We start from the raw sequence: 16,670 nt of genomic DNA, 5'->3' as shown, positions 1-16,670 counted from the left end.
AGTGCCGTGCCCCTCCGACTACCGTGGGGCCGTGATCGTCGACTGCGCCCTCTACCGTGACGGCACCCGGACCGTCGACGGCTCCGACTGGCGGGAGCTGCGGGGCAGGGCGAAGGCGGACGGCGACTTCGTCTGGATCGGCATGCACGACCCGAGCAGTGACGAGATCCACGAGGTGGCCGAGGTGTTCGGGCTGCACCCGCTCGCCGTCGAGGACGCCGTCCAGGCGCACCAGCGGCCGAAGCTCGAGCGCTTCGGCGACATGGTGTTCCTGATCATCAAGACGCTCTGGTACGTCGACGCGGACGACGCCGTCGAGACCGGTGAGATCGCCATGTTCGTGGGTCCCGACTTCGTCGTCTCGGTCCGGCACGGCCGCGGCAACGAGCTGCACTCGGCCCGCGAGGAGCTCGAGCAGAGCCGTCAGGTGCTGAGCCACGGTCCGGGCGGCGTCCTGTACGCCGTCCTCGACCGGGTCGTCGACGAGTACCTCGACGTGGTCGACGAGCTGGTCATCGACGTCGACGAGATCGAGGAGTCGGTGTTCTCGGCCGACCGCACCAACGACTCGGCGCGCATCTACGTCCTCAAGCGCGAGATCGCCGAGGTGCGCCGCGCCGTGCTGCCGCTGCGGGATCCGGTGAACCGGCTGTCGGGCGGTGACATCGCGGCGGTGCCCGAGATCGCGACGCCGTTCTTCCGCGACGTGTCCGACCACCTCGCCCGGGCGGCCGAGACCGTGGACTCCCTCGACGCGCTGCTGTCGACCGCGTTCGACGCGCACCTGGCGCAGATCTCGGTGCAGCAGAACGACGACATGCGCAAGATCTCCGCCGGGGCCGCGCTGATCGTGGTGCCGACCCTGATCGCGGGCATCTACGGCATGAACTTCAGGCACATGCCCGAGCTCGGCTGGTCCTACGGCTACCCGTTCGCGCTGCTGCTGATGGGCGCGGCCGCGGGCGGGCTCTGGGTGCTGTTCAAGCGCTCCGGGTGGCTCTGAGCCCGGCTCAGGCCGCGATGGCGCCGGTGGCGACCAGGGCCAGGGTCAGCACACCGAGCGCGATCCGGTAGATCACGAACGGCGTGTAGGAGTGCGTCGTCACGTAGCGCAGCAGCCACGCGATCGCGGCGTACCCGACGATGAACGCCACCACCGTCGCCACGATCGTCGGGCCCCACCCGTAGAGGTTGTCGCCGTTGGGCACGTCCTTGAGCTCGAAGACGCCCGCACCGATGACGGCCGGGATCGCGAGCAGGAAGGCGTAGCGGGTGGCGGTCTCGCGCTCGTAGCCCAGGAACCGGCCCATCGACAGGGTGGCGCCGGAGCGGGAGACGCCCGGGATCAGCGCCAGCGCCTGGGCGATGCCCATCAGCACCGCGTCGCGCAGCGTCAGCTGCTTGAGCGTCTTCTCGGTGCCGCCGACCCGGTCGGCGATCCCGAGCACGACGCCCATCACGATCAGCATCGTGCCGATCAGCCACAGGCTGCGGAAGTCGTCGGTGATGACGTCCTTGAAGAGGATGCCCAGCACGACGATGGGCGTCGAGCCGAGGATGATGAACCAGCCCATGCGGGCGTCCAGCTGACCGCGGTACTCGGGACGGAAGAGGGACTTCACCCAGGTGACGGCGATCCGCCAGATGTCGCGCCAGAAGAAGATGAGCACGGCGAGCTCGGTGCCGATCTGCACGACCGCGGTGAAGGCTGCTCCGGGGTCACCCCACCCGAAGATCTCCGGGAAGATCCGCAGGTGGGCGCTGCTGGAGATCGGCAGGAACTCGGTCAACCCTTGGATCACGCCAAGGACCACGGCCTGCAGGTAGTCCACCACGAGTCGGAATCCTACGGGCGTCCATCGGGCGTGCCGGTGCCGCCCCGCGCGGGTGGTCCGACTAATTTGTCCGCATGCAGCAGCGGCGAGTCGGAGCGACCGGCCTGACAGTGTCCCGGCTCGGCCTGGGCACGATGACGTGGGGGCGCGACACCGACGAGCACGAGGCGCGCGACCAGCTGATCGCCTTCGCCGAGGCCGGCGGGACCCTCGTGGACACCGCCGCCGGCTACGGCAGCGGGGCGTCCGAGGAGCTGATCGGCACGCTGATCGGCGACGTCGTCGCGCGCGACGAGATCGTGCTCGCCACCAAGGCCGGGATCAGCGCCCGGCACGGCGGCCGGTCCTACAACACCTCACGAGGTCACCTGCTGGCGACCCTCGACGGCTCGCTGCGGCGGCTCGGCGTGGATCACGTCGACCTGTGGCAGGTGCACATCTGGTCCGACGACACCCCCCTCGAGGAGACGCTGGCTGCGCTCGACCAGGCGGTGAGCAGCGGCCGCGCGTCGTACGTCGGGGTCTCGAACTACTCCGGCTGGCAGACCGCCCAGGCCGCCACCTGGCAGCGGGCGGTGCCCGGTCGCACGCCCCTGGCCAGCACCCAGGTCGAGTACTCGCTGCTCAACCGCGGGGTCGAGCAGGAGGTCCTGCCGGCCGCCGCCGCGCTCGGCCTCGGCGTGCTCCCGTGGTCGCCGCTCGGCCGCGGCGTGCTGACGGGCAAGTACCGGACCGGCACGCCGTCGGACTCGCGCGCCGCGTCGACGCACTTCGCCAACTTCGTCGGGCCCTACCTCGACGAGCGCGGCTCCGGGATCGTCGAGGCGGTCGCCCGGGCCGCCGACGGGCTCGGGCTCACGGCACTCGAGGTCGCCCTGACCTGGGTCCGCGACCGGCCCGGCGTCACCGCTCCGATCATCGGCGCCCGCACCGCCGCCCAGCTGCGCGGGGCGCTGGGGGTCGAGGAGCTCACCCTGCCTGCCGAGATCATCGACGCTCTCGACGACGTGTCCGCCGACTGAGGGGAACATCCATGAGCCGAGCGCAACGCCGACCGCCCGCCCCGGGGGTGGAGTGGGAGTTCGAGAGGGTGACGTTCTCGCGGGAGTACTCGCGCAACGTCGTGCGCAAGCTGCTGGTCGAGCGCGCCGAGCACGGCGGCTGGGAGCTGGACCGGGTCCGGATCGGCCCCGACGGCACCCGTCGCGTCGTGCTGCGGCGCAAGATCATCCGCCAGGCGCGCCCGTTCTTCTCCTACGTCTGAGCGCGCCTACACGTCGTCGAGGAACCGGTCGAAGACCCGGGCGCCGAACTCCAGCGCGTCCACCGGCACCCGCTCGTCCACCCCGTGGAAGAGCGCCGTGAAGTCGAGATCGGCCGGCAGCCGCAGCGGCGCGAACCCGTAGGAGCGCATGCCGAGCCGGCGGAAGTGCTTGGCGTCCGTGCCACCGCTCATCAGGTACGGCGCGACGACGGCCTCGTCGTCCTCCGCGAGGATCGAGCGGGTCATGGCGTCGACCAGGGCACCGTCGTACGGCGTCTCCCACGGCTGCTGGTGGCTGAGGAAGTCGATCTCCACGTCCTCGCCGACGAGCGTGGCCAGGGTCGCGAAGAACTCGTCCTCGAAGCCCGGCAGGAAGCGGCCGTCGACGTGGGCCGTCGCCTCGGTCGGGATCACGTTGACCTTGTAGCCGCCGCCCAGCATCGTCGGGTTGCAGGTGTTGCGGATGACGGCGCCCATCATCCGCGCGGCTCCCCCGAACTCCTCCACCAGCGCCTCGGCGTTCTCGGGCGTCGCCTCGGTGCCGGCGAGCTCGCCGACGGCTGCCAGCAGGGTGCGCATGGCGGGGGTGAGGCGCACCGGCCACTCGTAGGCGCCGATCCGCGCGACCGCGGCCGCGAGGGACGTCACGGCGTTCTCCCGGTTGATCATCGACCCGTGCCCGGCGCGGCCCCGGGCGGTCAGCCGCATCCAGGCCATCCCCTTCTCGGCCGCCTCGATCAGGTAGACCCGACGGCCGCGCACGGTCGCGCTGAAGCCACCGACCTCGCCCACGGCCTCGGTGCAGCCCTCGAGCAGCTCCGGGTGGTCCTCGACGATCACCTGGGCGCCCTGGTGGCCGCCGGCCTCCTCGTCGGCGGTGAAGCACAGCGTGATGGGGCGCGACGGGATCCGGCCGGTGCGCTGGCGGTCGCGGACGATGCTGAGCAGCATCGCGTCGAAGTCCTTCATGTCGACCGCGCCCCGGCCCCAGACGTAGCCGTCCTGCACCTCGCCCGAGAACGGACCGACCTGCCAGTCCTCGGCAGCGGCCGGTACGACGTCGAGGTGGCCGTGCAGGAGCAGCCCGTCACCCTCGGTCCCGCCCCAGCGGGCGACCACCGAGGTGCGTCCCGGTGAGTCCTCGATCAGGGTGGACTCGATGCCGACCTCGTCGAGGAGCGTGGCGACGTGCTCGGCCGCCTTGCGCTCCCCCGGACCCGACCCGTCGCCGTAGTTGCTGGTGTCGAACCTGATCAGCTCGCGGCAGAGCTCGACCACCTCGCCCGCGGGGTCGGGGATCGTCCGGACGGAGTCGTCGGGTGCGTCAGACATGCGCCCAGCATGTCATCTGCTCGCGGACCCTCCCGATGTGCGTTTCGGGTCGTGCCCTTGCTACAGTTCCGAGGCACTCGTCCGGGTGGCGGAATTGGCAGACGCGCTAGCTTGAGGTGCTAGTGACCTTTAACGGTTGTGGGGGTTCAAGTCCCCCCTCGGACACTGGAAAGGCCCCGGCTCCACGGGGCCTTTTCTTCATTTCTGCCGGATGCACCCGGCGGCGCGGCCGAGCCGGTGCAGGCCCGCGAGGTCGCCGGCGCCCCAGTGGTTCAGACCCGGTCGGATGGTCGGGCTCATGATCTGCGCGTGGTCGTAGGCCGGCGCGTGACCGAGCCCGACCGCGTGCCCGATCTCGTGCATGAGCAGCGGCACCCGGCGCAGCCCGCGACCCAGGCCCGGCCGGAACGAGCGGTTGGACGTCGTGCTGATCACGACCCGGGCCCAGGCGATCCGACTGACCGTCCGGCCCCGCCGGTCCACCGAGCCGACCGCGCTGTAGACCGGGCCGCCGACGCCGGCGTACGTGCTCCCGGCCGGCAGCAGGCTGCTGTGCCCGGGGCGCACCCAGGCGATGACGAGGTCGGCGCCGTGGCGGCGGTCCTCGGTGCGCGTGCCCGGGACCGAGCGGGTCCGTCCGGCGTACGAGAACCTCAGCCCGGTCGCGGCACGGACCCGGCGCAGCGCGCGGCGTACGTCGGTCGCGGCGCCGCGCGGCGCGTGCCGGAGGTTGAGGCGGTAGTCGATGGTCGCGCACGGGTCCCAGCGGGCGATCGGTGCCGCGATGAACGTGTGCGAGGACGCCCGGTCCTGCTGCCGACCACTCCCCGCACTGGCCGACGGGACCGGCGCGGGGCCGAGCAGGCCGGCGCTCAGCACCGACGCGACCAGGAGCGCCATGACGCGGAGGTGTCTGGGCATGAGGTCTGTCGGTCCTGGCGGGTGTGAGAGGCGGACGAGAGGTGCTCCCAGAGACGTCGGCCGGGCGGCTCAGGACCTGAGGTCTCCGTCCCGCCCGGCTGCGACGGCGAAACAACACCGTTGTAATTTAACCAACGCGTTTGGGCGTGTCGCTTGACTAATTCAGTCACAACGTTCCCATAAGGCCTCAGTTGTCCCTAGACTCCCATCCGTGTCGCTCCGGAACCGTCTGCGTGCGCCCCTGGTCTCTGCCGTCGCGGCAGCGCTGATCGGGGGACTCTTGGTGTCCTCTCCCGCGGTGGCCCAGGCCCCGACGAAGCCCGACGACAGGACGCTCGCCCGCGAGCGGCAGGCGGCCGGCGACAGCCTCACCCGCTCGCAGGCCGTCTTCGCCCGGAGCTCCTACCTCTGCATGGGCTACACCGCGTGCCGCAAGGCCGGCATGGGCAGCGGCGGCTACGCCTCGGTGAACGACAAGATGTACTGGCGGATGTACTCCGGCCACAACTGCACCAACTACGCGGCGTACCGCATGGTGCACAGCGGGCTGCCGAACACCCGGCCGTGGTCGGGCGGTGGCAACGCGACGTACTGGGGCACCTCGGTCCCCGAGATCACCGACGGCGTGCCCGCGATCGGCGCCGTCGCCTGGTGGCGCGCCAACACCGGCCCCGCCGGCTCGGCGGGACACGTGGCGTACGTCGAGAAGGTGGTCTCCTCCGACGAGATCGTCATCTCCCAGGACAGCTGGGGCGGTGACTTCTCCTGGGCGGTCGTCACCAAGGCCAGCGGCAACTGGCCGAGCGGCTTCATCCACTTCAACGACGTCGAGCTGGTCAACAAGGCGAGACCGGAGATCTCCGGTCTCGCGAAGGTCGGCGCCAAGCTGAGCGCGAGCGCCGGCACCTGGACGCCGACCGACGCCAAGATCGGCTACCAGTGGTACGTCCACGGCGTCCTGGTCCCGAAGGTGACCGCGTCCTCGCTCACCGTCACCAGCTCCATGCTCGGTGAGTCGATCCGGGTCAAGACGACAGCCACGAAGGCGGGCTACCCGACCAAGTCATCGATCTCGGCGGCCACCAAGGCCGTGCTGCCGGGCGTGATCGCCAGCCGCGCCGCTCCGGCGGTGACCGGCGTCCCGCAGGTCGACCAGACCCTGACCCTCAGGCCGGGCACCTGGAACGTCACCCCGTCGGCCACCGCCGTCCAGTGGTACGCCGGCGGCGCAGCGATCCCCGGCGCGACCGGGCTGTCGCTCGTGCTGGCGCCCGAGCTGGCCACGAAGGTGATCAGCGCCCGGGTCACCGCACGCCGCACCGGCTACTCGGCGGTCACCGTCCGGACCACGTCGACCGAGCCGATCGCCCTGGGCGACATCGGCGTCGACCTCGAGCCCCGCGTCACGGGGACGCGGCGGCCGGGGGCGCGACTCACGCTCAACCCGGGTGCCTACCGCCCCGGCGACGCGGCCGTCGCGATCCAGTGGCTGCGGGACGGTCGCTGGATCTCGGGAGCCCGAGCGACGACGTACAAGCTGAGGTCGGCCGACCTCGGACTGCCCGTCACCGCTCGGGTCACCGTCACCCGTGCGGGCTACGAGCCCACCACGCTGACCTACCGGACCGCCGCGCGCGTCAAGGTCACCCCGCAGATCAGGTTGCAGCAGGTGCGGCTCAAGCACGGCGGGGTGCGGCTCCGCGTCACCCTGGTGTCGCGCTGGGTCCCCCGGCCCGACGGCAAGATCGTGGTGCGTGTGCAGGGCGGCTTCCGCAAGGCGCTCGTGCTGCGCAACGGAGCGGCCCAGGTCAACGTGACCGGAGTCCGCGCAGGCAGGCGCCCCTTCAAGATCACCTACTGGGGCGGACCGACGACCGAGCGGGTCGTCCGGACCGGCAACCTCCGGATCCGGTGACCACGAGCTACTCGACCGGGTCGTAGCCGCACGCGTCGTCGGTCTTGACCGCCGCCCCCGCGTCCGGGGACGGGGTCGCGTCGGGCGAGGCGGAGCTCACGGGTGCCGACGGCTCCGGCGACGACGTCGGGGTGCTCGCGGCACGCGGCGACAGGGTCCGGTCCACCACGGACTGCATCCATGCGTAGTCGGGGTCGCCGGAGTGGAACCTCTCCGAGGAGACGAACGCGATCGACCGCAGCGGGCGGCCCTTGACCTGGAGGGCCAGGTCGACGAACGCCGGCATCAGCTCGCGAGGGATGTCGGTGCGCAGGATGTGCTTGCCCGCCGACGCCAGGTCCTGGTAGCGACGCAGCACCGTCAAGGGATCGGCGGCCTGGACCAGGGCGCTGACCATGCACCGTTGGCGGAGCATCCGCTTGTAGTCGTCCGATCCCCACCGGCCACGGGAGTACCAGAGCGCGTGGAACCCGTCGAGGTGCTGGTCGGGTCCGGGCTGGAGGTAGCCGGTCGGGGGGATGCCGGCATCGGTGTTGCCGTTGATCGCGATCGGCTCGTTGATGTTGACCGTCACTCCCCCGACGGCGTCGACCAGCTTCTCGAACCCGGACAGGTTGATCAGCATGTAGTAGTCGACGTGGGTGCCCAGGCTGCCGGCCACCGCCTGCTTGACGGCGTCGGCGCCCTCGTTCTCGGACGTGCCGAGGATGTGCGGATAGAGCGCCGGCACCTGGCTGTAGACCGCGTTGAGCATCCAGTTGCCCGGGTCGGAGCCGTCGGCGTTGCGGAAGCCGTCGGGGAAGACCTCGTGCAACGGACTGGACACGGGGAACTGCGCGTTCATCATGTTGCGCGGCAGGCTGAACATCACCGACCTGCCGGTCCTGGTGTCGATGCTCAGCAGGATGACCGAGTCCGTGCGGATCCCGGTGCGCCCGACACCGCCGTCGCCGCCGAGGAGCAGCACGTTGACCCGCCGGCGGTCGCCCCAGGGATTGGACTTCGTGACGTTGTCCGGTGCGGTGACGGTGTCCTCGCCGTCGAAGACGGAGCTGACCAGGTCGGCCTGGCTGTGCGCGATCCGCACGCTCTGGACCGCCGGGAGCGCGCCGAGGACGCACAGCAGGACCACGACGACCGCCCCGAGCGTCCGCTCCAGCAGGGACATCCCGAGCGGACGCACCATCGCGTAGGTGGTCGACACGACGAAGACCCAGACCAGGAGCAGGGCGCCGAGCACCATCGCCGCCACCTGGAGCCGGGCCGGGTCGAACGCGAAGTCGGCGGCCCGCCGCAGGTCCTGGAAGTAGTAGGCCGTGACCGCCAGCCCGGCCAGGAAGGTCAGCAGGACGAGGTAGCCCAGACGCCGGCGCGACCACACGTAGCCGGCCCCGGGCAGCGCCGCCCCGAGGACGGTGACCCCGAGCGCGCCGGCCAGCGTGCGCGCCCGCCGGAACTCACGGGCAGCGGCTGCCCGGTGACGCGCGTACGGATCCATCGTCTGCACCCTCCCGGTCGACGCTCCGGGAGCAAACTAGCAACGAGCCACCCCGCTACCCCGGCATTTGAGACATCAGGCCGGCACACCGGCGTCGACGGCGTACGACGTGCCGCGCGCGGCCCGGGTCCAGAGCACGCCGTTGCCGGGGCTCGCACCCTCCGCGGCCAGCTCACGCTTGAGGACCTTGTTGGTGGCCGTGCTCGGCAGGTCGGCGGCGATCCGGACGTAGCGCGGCCAGGCCTTGGCGGACAGGTCGGCCTGCGCCGCCAGGAACTCCTCGAGCTCGGAGGGCGACAGCGTCGCGTCGTCCTGGAGCACGATCGCTGCCATCACCTGGTCGCCGACGCTCTCGTCCGGCACGGCGTACACCGCCACCCGGTTGATCGCCTCGAGGCGCTGGAGCACCCGCTCGATCGGGGCGGCCGCGAGGTTCTCGCCGTCGACGCGCATCCAGTCCGCGGTCCGCCCGGCCAGGTAGATCCAGCCGTCCGCGTCGCGGTAGGCCAGGTCGCCCGACCAGTACATGCCGTGCCGCATCCGCTCGTCGTTGGCCGACGTGTCGTTGTAGTAGCCGTTGAAGTAGCCCGAGCCCTGGGTGTTGACCAGCTCACCGGTGGCCTCATCGGCGTTCGTGAGCGCCCCGTGGTCGTCGAAGACGGCCACCGCGCACTCGGTGACGGTCTCGGAGCTGTAGATCGCCACCCCGTCGAACCCCTTGCCGATGGACCCCTTCGGCGTGCCCGGCTCCCGGGTGATGATCACGGCCAGCTCGGTGGACCCGAAGCCGTCCCACACGTCGCAGTCGAAGCGCCGCATGAACTCGTCGATGTCCCGGTCGCTCGCCTCGTTGCCGAACGCGACCCGCAGGGTGTTGTCCGCGTCGTCGGGCAGCTCGGGGGTGGCCAGCACGTAGGCGAGCGGCTTGCCGACGTAGTTCATGTAGGTGACGCCGTACTTGCGCACGTCGGGGAGGAAGCGCGACGCGGAGAACTTCTCCGGCACGATCGTGGAGCCACCGCACACCGCGGGGCTCCAGCCGGCGACCACCGCGTTGGAGTGGAAGAGCGGCATCGCGACGTAGCAGACGTCGTCCGGGCCGAGCCCGAACCGGCCCTGGAGGTTGAGCCCGGAGAAGAGCACCATCAGGTGGTTGACCTGCACGGCCTTGGGGTCACCGCTGGTGCCGGAGGTGAAGATCATCATGAACGTGTCCATCGCCTCGACCTCGCGGGCCGGGGTCAGCGGACCGGCTGCGGCGACGAGGTCGGCCCACTCCGTGGTCGAGGTGTCCAGGATCGTGACGCCGTCGAGGTCCAGCCCGTCGAGGAGCGGGCGGTGCTCCGCGTCGGTCACCAGGATCTGGCACTCGGCTCGACGCAGGTCCTTCAGCAGACCCTCGCCGCGGCGGGTGTTGTTGATCCCGCACAGGGTGTACCCGCCGAGCGCGGCGGCCGCCATCGCGCGGAGCATGTCGGGCCCGTTGCCCAGCAGGGAGCCGATGTGCAGGGGCCGCTCGGGGTCGGCGACGCCGATGAGTGCGGACGCCACGGCCGACGCCTCGGCGACGTGCTCGCGCCAGGTCCAGCTCTGCTCGCCGTACCGCACCGCTGTGTTGTCGTCCTCCGCGCGCTCGCGCAACAGCTGCTGGACCGTCTCGGCCACGTCATCTCCTCCGGGTTGTTGACACGCGTCAAACTAGGTGACGATCGGCTACTCTGCAACACGTTCTAGTTTTCTCCACCATGCTGCCCGGGGGGCTCCGATGACCAGCAGATTCGCCAGCCTGGAGCGGGCCGAGCTCGCGACGCTCGTGCCCGAGCTGCTGCTGATCGGCCAGCTGATCGACCGCTCCGGCATGGCCTGGTGCATCTCGGCCTGGGGGCGCGAGGAGATGGCGCAGGTGGCGATCGAGGAGTGGGCGGGCTCCAGCCCGGTCTACACGCGCCGGATGCAGAGGGCGCTGAAGTACGAGGGCACCGACGTCATCACGATCTTCAAGGGCCTCCAGCTCGACATCGGCGCTCCCCCGCAGTTCATGGACTTCCGCTACGACGTGCAGGACCGCTGGCACGGCACCTTCCACCTCGACCACTGCGGCGCGCTGATGGACGTCGAGCCGATGGGCGAGTCGTACGTGCGCTCGATGTGCCACGACATCGAGGATCCCACCTTCGACGCCACCGCGGTGGCGACCAACCCGAGGGCCCAGGTGCGCCCGGTGCACCGTCCGCCGCGGGCGTCGGCCGACCAGCGCCCGCACTGCGCGTGGACCGTGGTCATCGACGAGTCCCATCACCCGGTCACCCCGCTGGCGCCGTACTACGTCATCGAGCGGACCCGCGCCGCCGTCGTCGAGCTCGACCCGATCGACGAGACGGACGAGGGCCTGGCCGACTACTCCGGCGACCTGCTGGCCGACGTGGACTTCGGCGCCTTCTCGCACTCGGCGCTGGTCCGGATGGCCGACGAGATCTGCCTCCAGATGCACCTGCTCAACCTGTCCTTCGTCCTCGCGGTCCGCAACCGCTCCGCCGACGAGGCGCAGGCCGTCGACATCACCACCAAGCAGCTGATCGGCATCGCCGGGATCGCGGCCGAGCGGATCCACCGGGCGCTGCGCCTCCCCGACGGCCCCGCGGGGGCGCTGCGGACGCTCGAGCTGCACCCGCTGCTGAACCCGACGGCGTACGTCGCCGCCACGGTCGACGGATCGACCCTGAGGGTGGAGCCGTCGGACGCCACCGCGGACGGCGCCTGGATCGCGCTCTGCGGGCCCGAGGAGCCGAGGCCGCTGCAGGCCGCCGTACGCGCGATCGACCCGCACCTCGACGTCGAGATCACCGGCGATGCCGGGTCGTGGACGGCGACGCTGGTGCGGCGCGACGATCCGGCACCCGAGCCCGGCGAGGTCGCCGTGACGCGGTTCAGCACCGGTGCGTCGTTCGAGTTCGAGTCGCGGACCTCGATCCCGATCATGGTGCTGTAGGCACCGAGTGCGCGTCGCGCGGGTGCTGGGCATACTGGGTCCGTGGCCATCACCCGCGGATTCCTCGGCAAGCGCCGGCCCGAACGTCCCGACCGGCTGCCCCCCGGGCAGTACGACACCGGCAGCGGCTGGCCGACCCTGACGGCCGAGGCGACTCCCGACCTCGACGTCGAGAAGTGGTCGATGTCGGTCGACGGCCTCGTCGAGCGTCCGCAGAGCTGGTCGTGGCGCGAGATGCACGCCCTGCCGTCGTCGACGTACTTCGGTGACATCCACTGCGTGACGACCTGGTCGAAGTTCGACACGACGTTCACCGGAGTCAGCGTCGACACGCTGCTCGAGGCGGCCGGGCCGACGGACGAGGCGAAGTTCGTGATGGCGCACTCGACGACCGGCTACACGACCAACCTGCCGCTCGAGGACCTGACCGGCGGCAAGGCCTGGGTCGTGTGGGAGTTCGACGGCAAGCCGCTGCAGCGAGGCCACGGCGGTCCCGTGCGCCTGCTGGTGCCGCACCTGTACTTCTGGAAGTCCGCCAAGTGGGTCACCCGGCTCGAGCTGATGGCGCGTGACCGGCCCGGCTTCTGGGAGCAGAACGGCTACCACGACCGCGGCGACCCCTGGCTCGAGCAGCGCTACCAGGGCGACCCGTGACGGGTGCCGCTCCTGCCGGTGGGTGGACCACCGGCCGGATCATCGAGCTCGACCACCCCACCGACCGCCTCGTGCGCCTGCGCTTCCACGTCGAGGAGCGGGTCGACCACCTGGCGGGCCAGCACTACGTCGTGCGCCTGCGCGCTCCCGACGGCTACACCGCGCAGCGCTCCTACTCGATCGCGTCCGACCCCGACGACCCGCTGCTCGAGCTGATGGTGGAGTGCCTGCCCGGGGGCGAGGTCTCGGGCTTCCTGCACGACGTCGCCGAGGTCGGCGACGAGCTCGAGCTGCGCGGCCCCATCGGCGGCTGGTTCGTGTGGGAGGGCGACGTGCCCGCGGTCTGCGTGGCCGGCGGCTCCGGCGTGGTGCCGGTCGTGGCGATGACCCGCGTCGCTAAGCGTCTCGGCCTCGAGGACCGGCTCAAGGTGGTCGTCGTCGCCCGCACGTGGGACGACCTGCCGTACGCCGCCGAGCTCCAGAGGTACGGCGCCTTCATCGCGCTCACCCGCGAGAACCTCGGTGACCGGGTGGCCGCTCCCCCCTACCCCGACGAGCTCGCGGCGTACGTCGCCGGAGCCGAGCGGGCCTACGTCTGCGGGTCGGTGGGGTTCGCCTCGTTCGCCACCCGGCTCCTCGAGGACGCAGGACTCCCCAGCGACACGATCCGGGTCGAGCAGTTCGGCGAGACGTCCTGACCCCTAGGATCAGGTCATGCTCATCCTGGGAATCATCCTCTTCGGCATGCTCATCGGTGCCGGAGCACAGCTCATCCTCGGTCGCAGCGGCGGCGGGATCGACTGGACGCTGGCGATCGTGGCCGGCCTCGTCGGGTCGTTCGTCGGCGGTCTGCTGATCAGCCTGCTCGCCGGTGACGGTGTCGACCTCCGCGCCAGCGGCATCATCGGGTCGCTGGTCGGCGCGCTGATCGTCACCGCCGGCTGGCGCTGGTACGCCGGCCGCTCCACGACGGCCTGAGACCTGCGTGAGCCAGGCGTTCGGCCACTTCCGCGTCGGCTTCGTCACCGGGGCGACGCCGGACAAGTGGGCCCGCACCTGGCGTGAGCGCTTCGCCCGCAACCCGTTCGAGCTGGTCCCCGTCCTCGAGGAGGAGCAGGAGGAGCGCGTGCGCGCAGGCACGCTCGACATGACGCTGGCACGGCTGCCGGTGGATCGCGACGGGCTGCACTGCATCCCGTTGTACGACGAGCTGCCGGTCGCCGTGATGGGTGCGGAGCACCTGATGACCCTGGCCGACGAGGTCACGCTGGCGGACCTCGCGGACGAGCAGCTGGTGCTGCCCGAGCGCTCGGGCTGGACACCCACCGCGCCCCAGCTCGAGTGGCCGCCGATGGAGGTCAAGGACGCGGTCGAGGTGGTCGCCTCCGGCACCGGCATCGTCATCGTGCCGATGGCCGTCGCACGGCTGCACCACCGCAAGGACGTCACCTACCGCGTGGTGGCCGACCTGCCGCCCACCACGATCGGCCTGATCTGGCTGATCGACAACGACGACCCGTGGGTGCAGCGGTTCATCGGGATCGTGCGCGGGCGCTCGGAGCGCAGCTCCCGCTAGCCGCAGCTCCCGCCGGCTACCAGCTCGTCGAGAGCGGGCGGCCCTCGTGGAAGCCCGCCGCCGACTGCACCCCGACGACGGCACGCTCGTGGAGCTCGGCGATCGAGGCCGCGCCGGCGTACGTGCAGGCGGAGCGCAGGCCGGAGCAGATCTCGTCGACCAGGTCCTCGACGCCGGGGCGGACCGGGTCGAGGTACATCCGCGAGGACGAGATGCCCTCCTCGTAGAGGCCCTTGCGGGCCCGGTCGTACGCCGACTCGGTGCTGGTGCGGTGGGCGACGGCGCGGGCCGAGGCCATCCCGAAGGAGACCTTGAAGGCGCGGCCGTCGGCGTCGTGCATCAGGTCGCCGGGCGACTCGTGGGTGCCCGCGAACCACGAGCCGACCATGACCGCGGAGGCGCCGGCCGCGAGCGCGAGCGCGACGTCGCGCGGGTGGCGCACGCCGCCGTCGGCCCAGACGTGCTTGCCGAGCGCGGCCGCGGCAGCCGAGCACTCGAGCACCGCGGAGAACTGCGGGCGTCCGACACCGGTCATCATCCGGGTCGTGCACATCGCGCCCGGGCCCACACCGACCTTGACGATGTCGGCGCCGGCGTCGATCAGGGCACGCGTGCCGTCGGCGTCGACGACGTTGCCGGCGACCACGGGGACCTGGGGATCGAGGGATCGAACGGCGGCCAGGGCCTCCAGCATCCGGTCCTGGTGACCGTGGGCGGTGTCGACGACGAGGCAGTCGACGCCCGCCTCGAGCAGCTCCTTGGCCTTGAGCGCGACGTCGCCGTTCACGCCCACGGCAGCAGCGATGCGCAGTCCGCCGTCGGCGTCCACGGCCGGGTGGTAGAGCGTCGCGCGCAGGGCGCCGGTGCGGGTGAGCACGCCGACGAGGGCCCCGTCGTCGTCGACGGCGACCGCCATCGGCGCGTGCGCCGCGTGGAGCGCGTCGAACGCCGCGCGCGGGTCCGCGTCCGCGGTGAGGCGGACGGCGATCGGCTGCATCACGTGCCGGACCTGGGCGAACCGGTCGACCTCGGCACAGTCGGCCTCGGAGACCACCCCGACCGGACGACCCTCGTCGAGGACCACCGCGGCGCGGTGCGCGCGCTTGGGGATCAGCGACAGCGCCTCGGCGACCGTCTGGTGCGGAGTCAGCTCGATCGGGGTGTCGAAGACCAGGTGGCGCGACTTCACGAACGCGACGACCTCCGCGACCACCGAGGTCGGGATGTCCTGAGGGATCACCGTGAGACCGCCGCGGCGGGCGATGGTCTCCGCCATCCGCTTGCCGGCGATCGCGGTCATGTTGGCGACCACGAGCGGCAGCGTCGCACCCGTGCCGTCGGTGGTGGCCAGGTCGACGTCGTACCGGCTGGCGACCGCGGAGTGCCGCGGGACCATGAAGACGTCGTCGTAGGTCAGATCGTGCCCGGAGGGCGTCGCATCGAGGAACCGCACGTCGCAGCAGTCTACGGCGCTCTCTAGGCTGAGCCCATGCCGTACGTCGAGCCAGGCCACCCCTCGGAGCTGATCGAGGCGACCGGGGCGCTCTTCACCCGGGCGTACGACGCAGCGCCCCGCGTCGTGGCGCGCGCCCCCGGCCGGGTCAACCTGATCGGCGAGCACACCGACTACAACCGCGGGCTGGTGCTGCCGGTGGCGCTGGCCCACGCGACGTACGCCGCGGTCGCCGGTCGCGAGGACGGCGTCGTCCGGATCACCAGCGGTGACGACGGCGAGCCCTGGACCGGTGCCATCGACACCGTCGGCCCCGGCGCCGTCGACGGCTGGGCGACGTACGTCGGCGGCGTGCTGTGGGCGCTGCGGGAGGACGGCTTCGACCTGCCCGGGATGGACGTCCTGGTGCACGGCACGGTCCCGCTCGGAGCCGGCCTGTCCAGCTCGGCGGCACTGGAGTGCTCGGTGGCGCTGGCCGTGTGCGGCCTGCTGGGACTGACGGTCGACGACGAGCTGCGGCACCGGCTCGTGCGCGCCTGCATCCGCGCCGAGACCGAGGTCGCCGGCGCGCCGACCGGCGGGATGGACCAGTCGATCTCGCTGCTGGCGCAGGTCGACGCGGCGCTGCTGATCGACTTCGACCAGGACAGCTCACGGGCGGTGCCGCTCGGCCTCGCCGCTGCCGGTCTGACGCTGCTGGTCACCGACACCCGGGTCTCGCACGCGCTGGTCGACGGCGGGTACGCCGCCCGCCGTGCCGACTGCGAGGCCGCGGCGGACGCCCTGGGCGTGCCGAGCCTGCGTCAGGCGACCCTGGCGGCCGTCGAGGAGCTGACCGACGACCGGGTCCGACGCCGGGCGACCCACATCGTGACCGAGATCGAGCGGGTCCGGGAGACCGTCGATGCCCTCGCCGTCGACGACTGGGCCGGCGTCGGCCGGCTCTTCGCGGCGTCGCACGTGTCGATGCGCGACGACTTCGAGATCTCCTGCCCTGAGCTGGACCTCACCGTGGCCACCGCCGTCGAGGCCGGCGCGATCGGCGCGCGGATGACCGGCGGCGGCTTCGGTGGCTCCGCGATCTCACTCGTGCCGACCGAGCGGGTCGACGCCGTCGTCCACGCGATCGACGTCGCCTTCGTCGCCGCGGGCTTCCGGGCGCCCCAGCACCTGCTGGCCGAGCCGAGCGGGGCCGCCGAGCTGCTCGCCTGAGGCGGGTCCAGGCACGGCGTG

16 protein-coding genes and 1 tRNA gene are annotated in these 16,670 nt (G+C 71.6%); 11 read left to right on the top strand and 6 right to left on the bottom strand.

The features are described 5' to 3' along the window. The first annotated feature begins 31 nt into the window (after positions 1–31). Positions 32–1,003 (top strand): magnesium/cobalt transporter CorA, encoded by a 972-nt coding sequence (gene corA / locus N542_RS0112920; RefSeq protein WP_028644271.1) that lies wholly within the window; start codon positions 32–34, stop codon positions 1,001–1,003. 7 nt (positions 1,004–1,010) lie between these two features. Here corA and N542_RS0112915 read toward each other — a convergent pair whose 3' ends face one another. After that, positions 1,011–1,835: an undecaprenyl-diphosphate phosphatase gene (locus N542_RS0112915; RefSeq protein WP_231482635.1), complete on the bottom strand. Its 825-nt coding sequence runs from the start codon at positions 1,833–1,835 to the stop codon at positions 1,011–1,013. 74 nt (positions 1,836–1,909) lie between these two features. Here N542_RS0112915 and N542_RS0112910 point away from each other — a divergent pair, with 74 nt between their 5' ends. Both N542_RS0112910 and N542_RS0112905 read left to right on the top strand, forming a co-directional pair. After that, on the top strand, positions 1,910–2,857 hold the full coding sequence (locus N542_RS0112910; RefSeq protein WP_028644269.1) for an aldo/keto reductase: 948 nt from the start codon (positions 1,910–1,912) through the stop codon (positions 2,855–2,857). Positions 2,858–2,868: 11 nt separating this feature from the next. Beyond that, positions 2,869–3,099 (top strand): DUF5703 family protein, encoded by a 231-nt coding sequence (locus N542_RS0112905; protein ID WP_051551727.1) that lies wholly within the window; start codon positions 2,869–2,871, stop codon positions 3,097–3,099. Between the two features lie 6 nt (positions 3,100–3,105). Here the strand turns inward: N542_RS0112905 and N542_RS0112900 are convergent, their stop codons facing one another. Further along, positions 3,106–4,431 carry a M20/M25/M40 family metallo-hydrolase gene (locus tag N542_RS0112900; RefSeq protein ID WP_051551724.1) on the bottom strand — a complete coding sequence of 442 codons (1,326 nt, stop codon included), beginning with the start codon at positions 4,429–4,431 and terminating at the stop codon, positions 3,106–3,108. A gap of 79 nt (positions 4,432–4,510) precedes the next feature. On the opposite strand from N542_RS0112900, the gene N542_RS0112895 reads away from it, so the two are divergent. Next, positions 4,511–4,596 (top strand) — tRNA-Leu (locus tag N542_RS0112895). A 33-nt stretch (positions 4,597–4,629) separates the two neighbouring features. Here the strand turns inward: N542_RS0112895 and N542_RS0112890 are convergent. After that, positions 4,630–5,352 carry a hypothetical protein gene (locus tag N542_RS0112890; RefSeq protein ID WP_155993050.1) on the bottom strand — a complete coding sequence of 241 codons (723 nt, stop codon included), beginning with the start codon at positions 5,350–5,352 and terminating at the stop codon, positions 4,630–4,632. A gap of 211 nt (positions 5,353–5,563) precedes the next feature. Between N542_RS0112890 and N542_RS0112885 the strand changes: the two genes are divergently transcribed. Next, positions 5,564–7,267, top strand: a complete 1,704-nt coding sequence (locus N542_RS0112885; protein ID WP_155993048.1) for a CHAP domain-containing protein — start codon at positions 5,564–5,566, stop codon at positions 7,265–7,267. Positions 7,268–7,274: 7 nt separating this feature from the next. Here N542_RS0112885 and N542_RS24760 read toward each other — a convergent pair whose 3' ends face one another. Beyond that, a complete protein-coding gene (locus N542_RS24760) occupies positions 7,275–8,765 on the bottom strand; it encodes an LCP family protein (RefSeq protein WP_155993046.1) in 1,491 nt (496 codons plus the stop codon). Between the two features lie 75 nt (positions 8,766–8,840). Then, on the bottom strand, positions 8,841–10,430 hold the full coding sequence (fadD1, locus tag N542_RS0112875; protein WP_028644264.1) for a fatty-acid--CoA ligase FadD1: 1,590 nt from the start codon (positions 10,428–10,430) through the stop codon (positions 8,841–8,843). Positions 10,431–10,530: 100 nt separating this feature from the next. Between fadD1 and N542_RS0112870 the strand changes: the two genes are divergently transcribed. The 5 genes from N542_RS0112870 to N542_RS0112850 are packed head-to-tail and all read left to right on the top strand — an operon-like array spanning position 10,531 to position 13,984. Beyond that, positions 10,531–11,754 (top strand): hypothetical protein, encoded by a 1,224-nt coding sequence (locus N542_RS0112870; protein WP_028644263.1) that lies wholly within the window; start codon positions 10,531–10,533, stop codon positions 11,752–11,754. A 42-nt stretch (positions 11,755–11,796) separates the two neighbouring features. Further along, positions 11,797–12,408 (top strand): sulfite oxidase-like oxidoreductase, encoded by a 612-nt coding sequence (locus tag N542_RS0112865; protein ID WP_028644262.1) that lies wholly within the window; start codon positions 11,797–11,799, stop codon positions 12,406–12,408. After that, positions 12,405–13,106, top strand: a complete 702-nt coding sequence (locus N542_RS0112860; RefSeq protein WP_231482634.1) for an FAD-binding oxidoreductase — start codon at positions 12,405–12,407, stop codon at positions 13,104–13,106. The genes N542_RS0112865 and N542_RS0112860 overlap by 4 nt, the downstream gene beginning before the upstream one ends. A gap of 16 nt (positions 13,107–13,122) precedes the next feature. Beyond that, positions 13,123–13,386, top strand: a complete 264-nt coding sequence (locus N542_RS0112855) for a GlsB/YeaQ/YmgE family stress response membrane protein (protein WP_028644260.1) — start codon at positions 13,123–13,125, stop codon at positions 13,384–13,386. 7 nt (positions 13,387–13,393) lie between these two features. Further along, positions 13,394–13,984 (top strand): LysR family substrate-binding domain-containing protein, encoded by a 591-nt coding sequence (locus tag N542_RS0112850; RefSeq protein WP_028644259.1) that lies wholly within the window; start codon positions 13,394–13,396, stop codon positions 13,982–13,984. Positions 13,985–14,000: 16 nt separating this feature from the next. On the opposite strand, the gene N542_RS0112845 is transcribed toward N542_RS0112850, so the two are convergent. Then, positions 14,001–15,437: a GuaB1 family IMP dehydrogenase-related protein gene (locus N542_RS0112845; RefSeq protein WP_028644258.1), complete on the bottom strand. Its 1,437-nt coding sequence runs from the start codon at positions 15,435–15,437 to the stop codon at positions 14,001–14,003. 36 nt (positions 15,438–15,473) lie between these two features. Between N542_RS0112845 and galK the strand changes: the two genes are divergently transcribed. Further along, complete coding sequence (gene galK, locus N542_RS0112840; protein ID WP_036507722.1) at positions 15,474–16,649, top strand: galactokinase; 1,176 nt, start codon at positions 15,474–15,476, stop codon at positions 16,647–16,649. Positions 16,650–16,670: the final 21 nt, after the last annotated feature.

This window comes from Nocardioides sp. URHA0020 (assembly GCF_000620705.1).
In the GTDB taxonomy this organism is placed as follows: domain Bacteria; phylum Actinomycetota; class Actinomycetes; order Propionibacteriales; family Nocardioidaceae; genus Nocardioides.
Note: the sequence above shows the minus strand (reverse complement) of the source record. Positions and strands in the feature narration are given on the sequence as shown.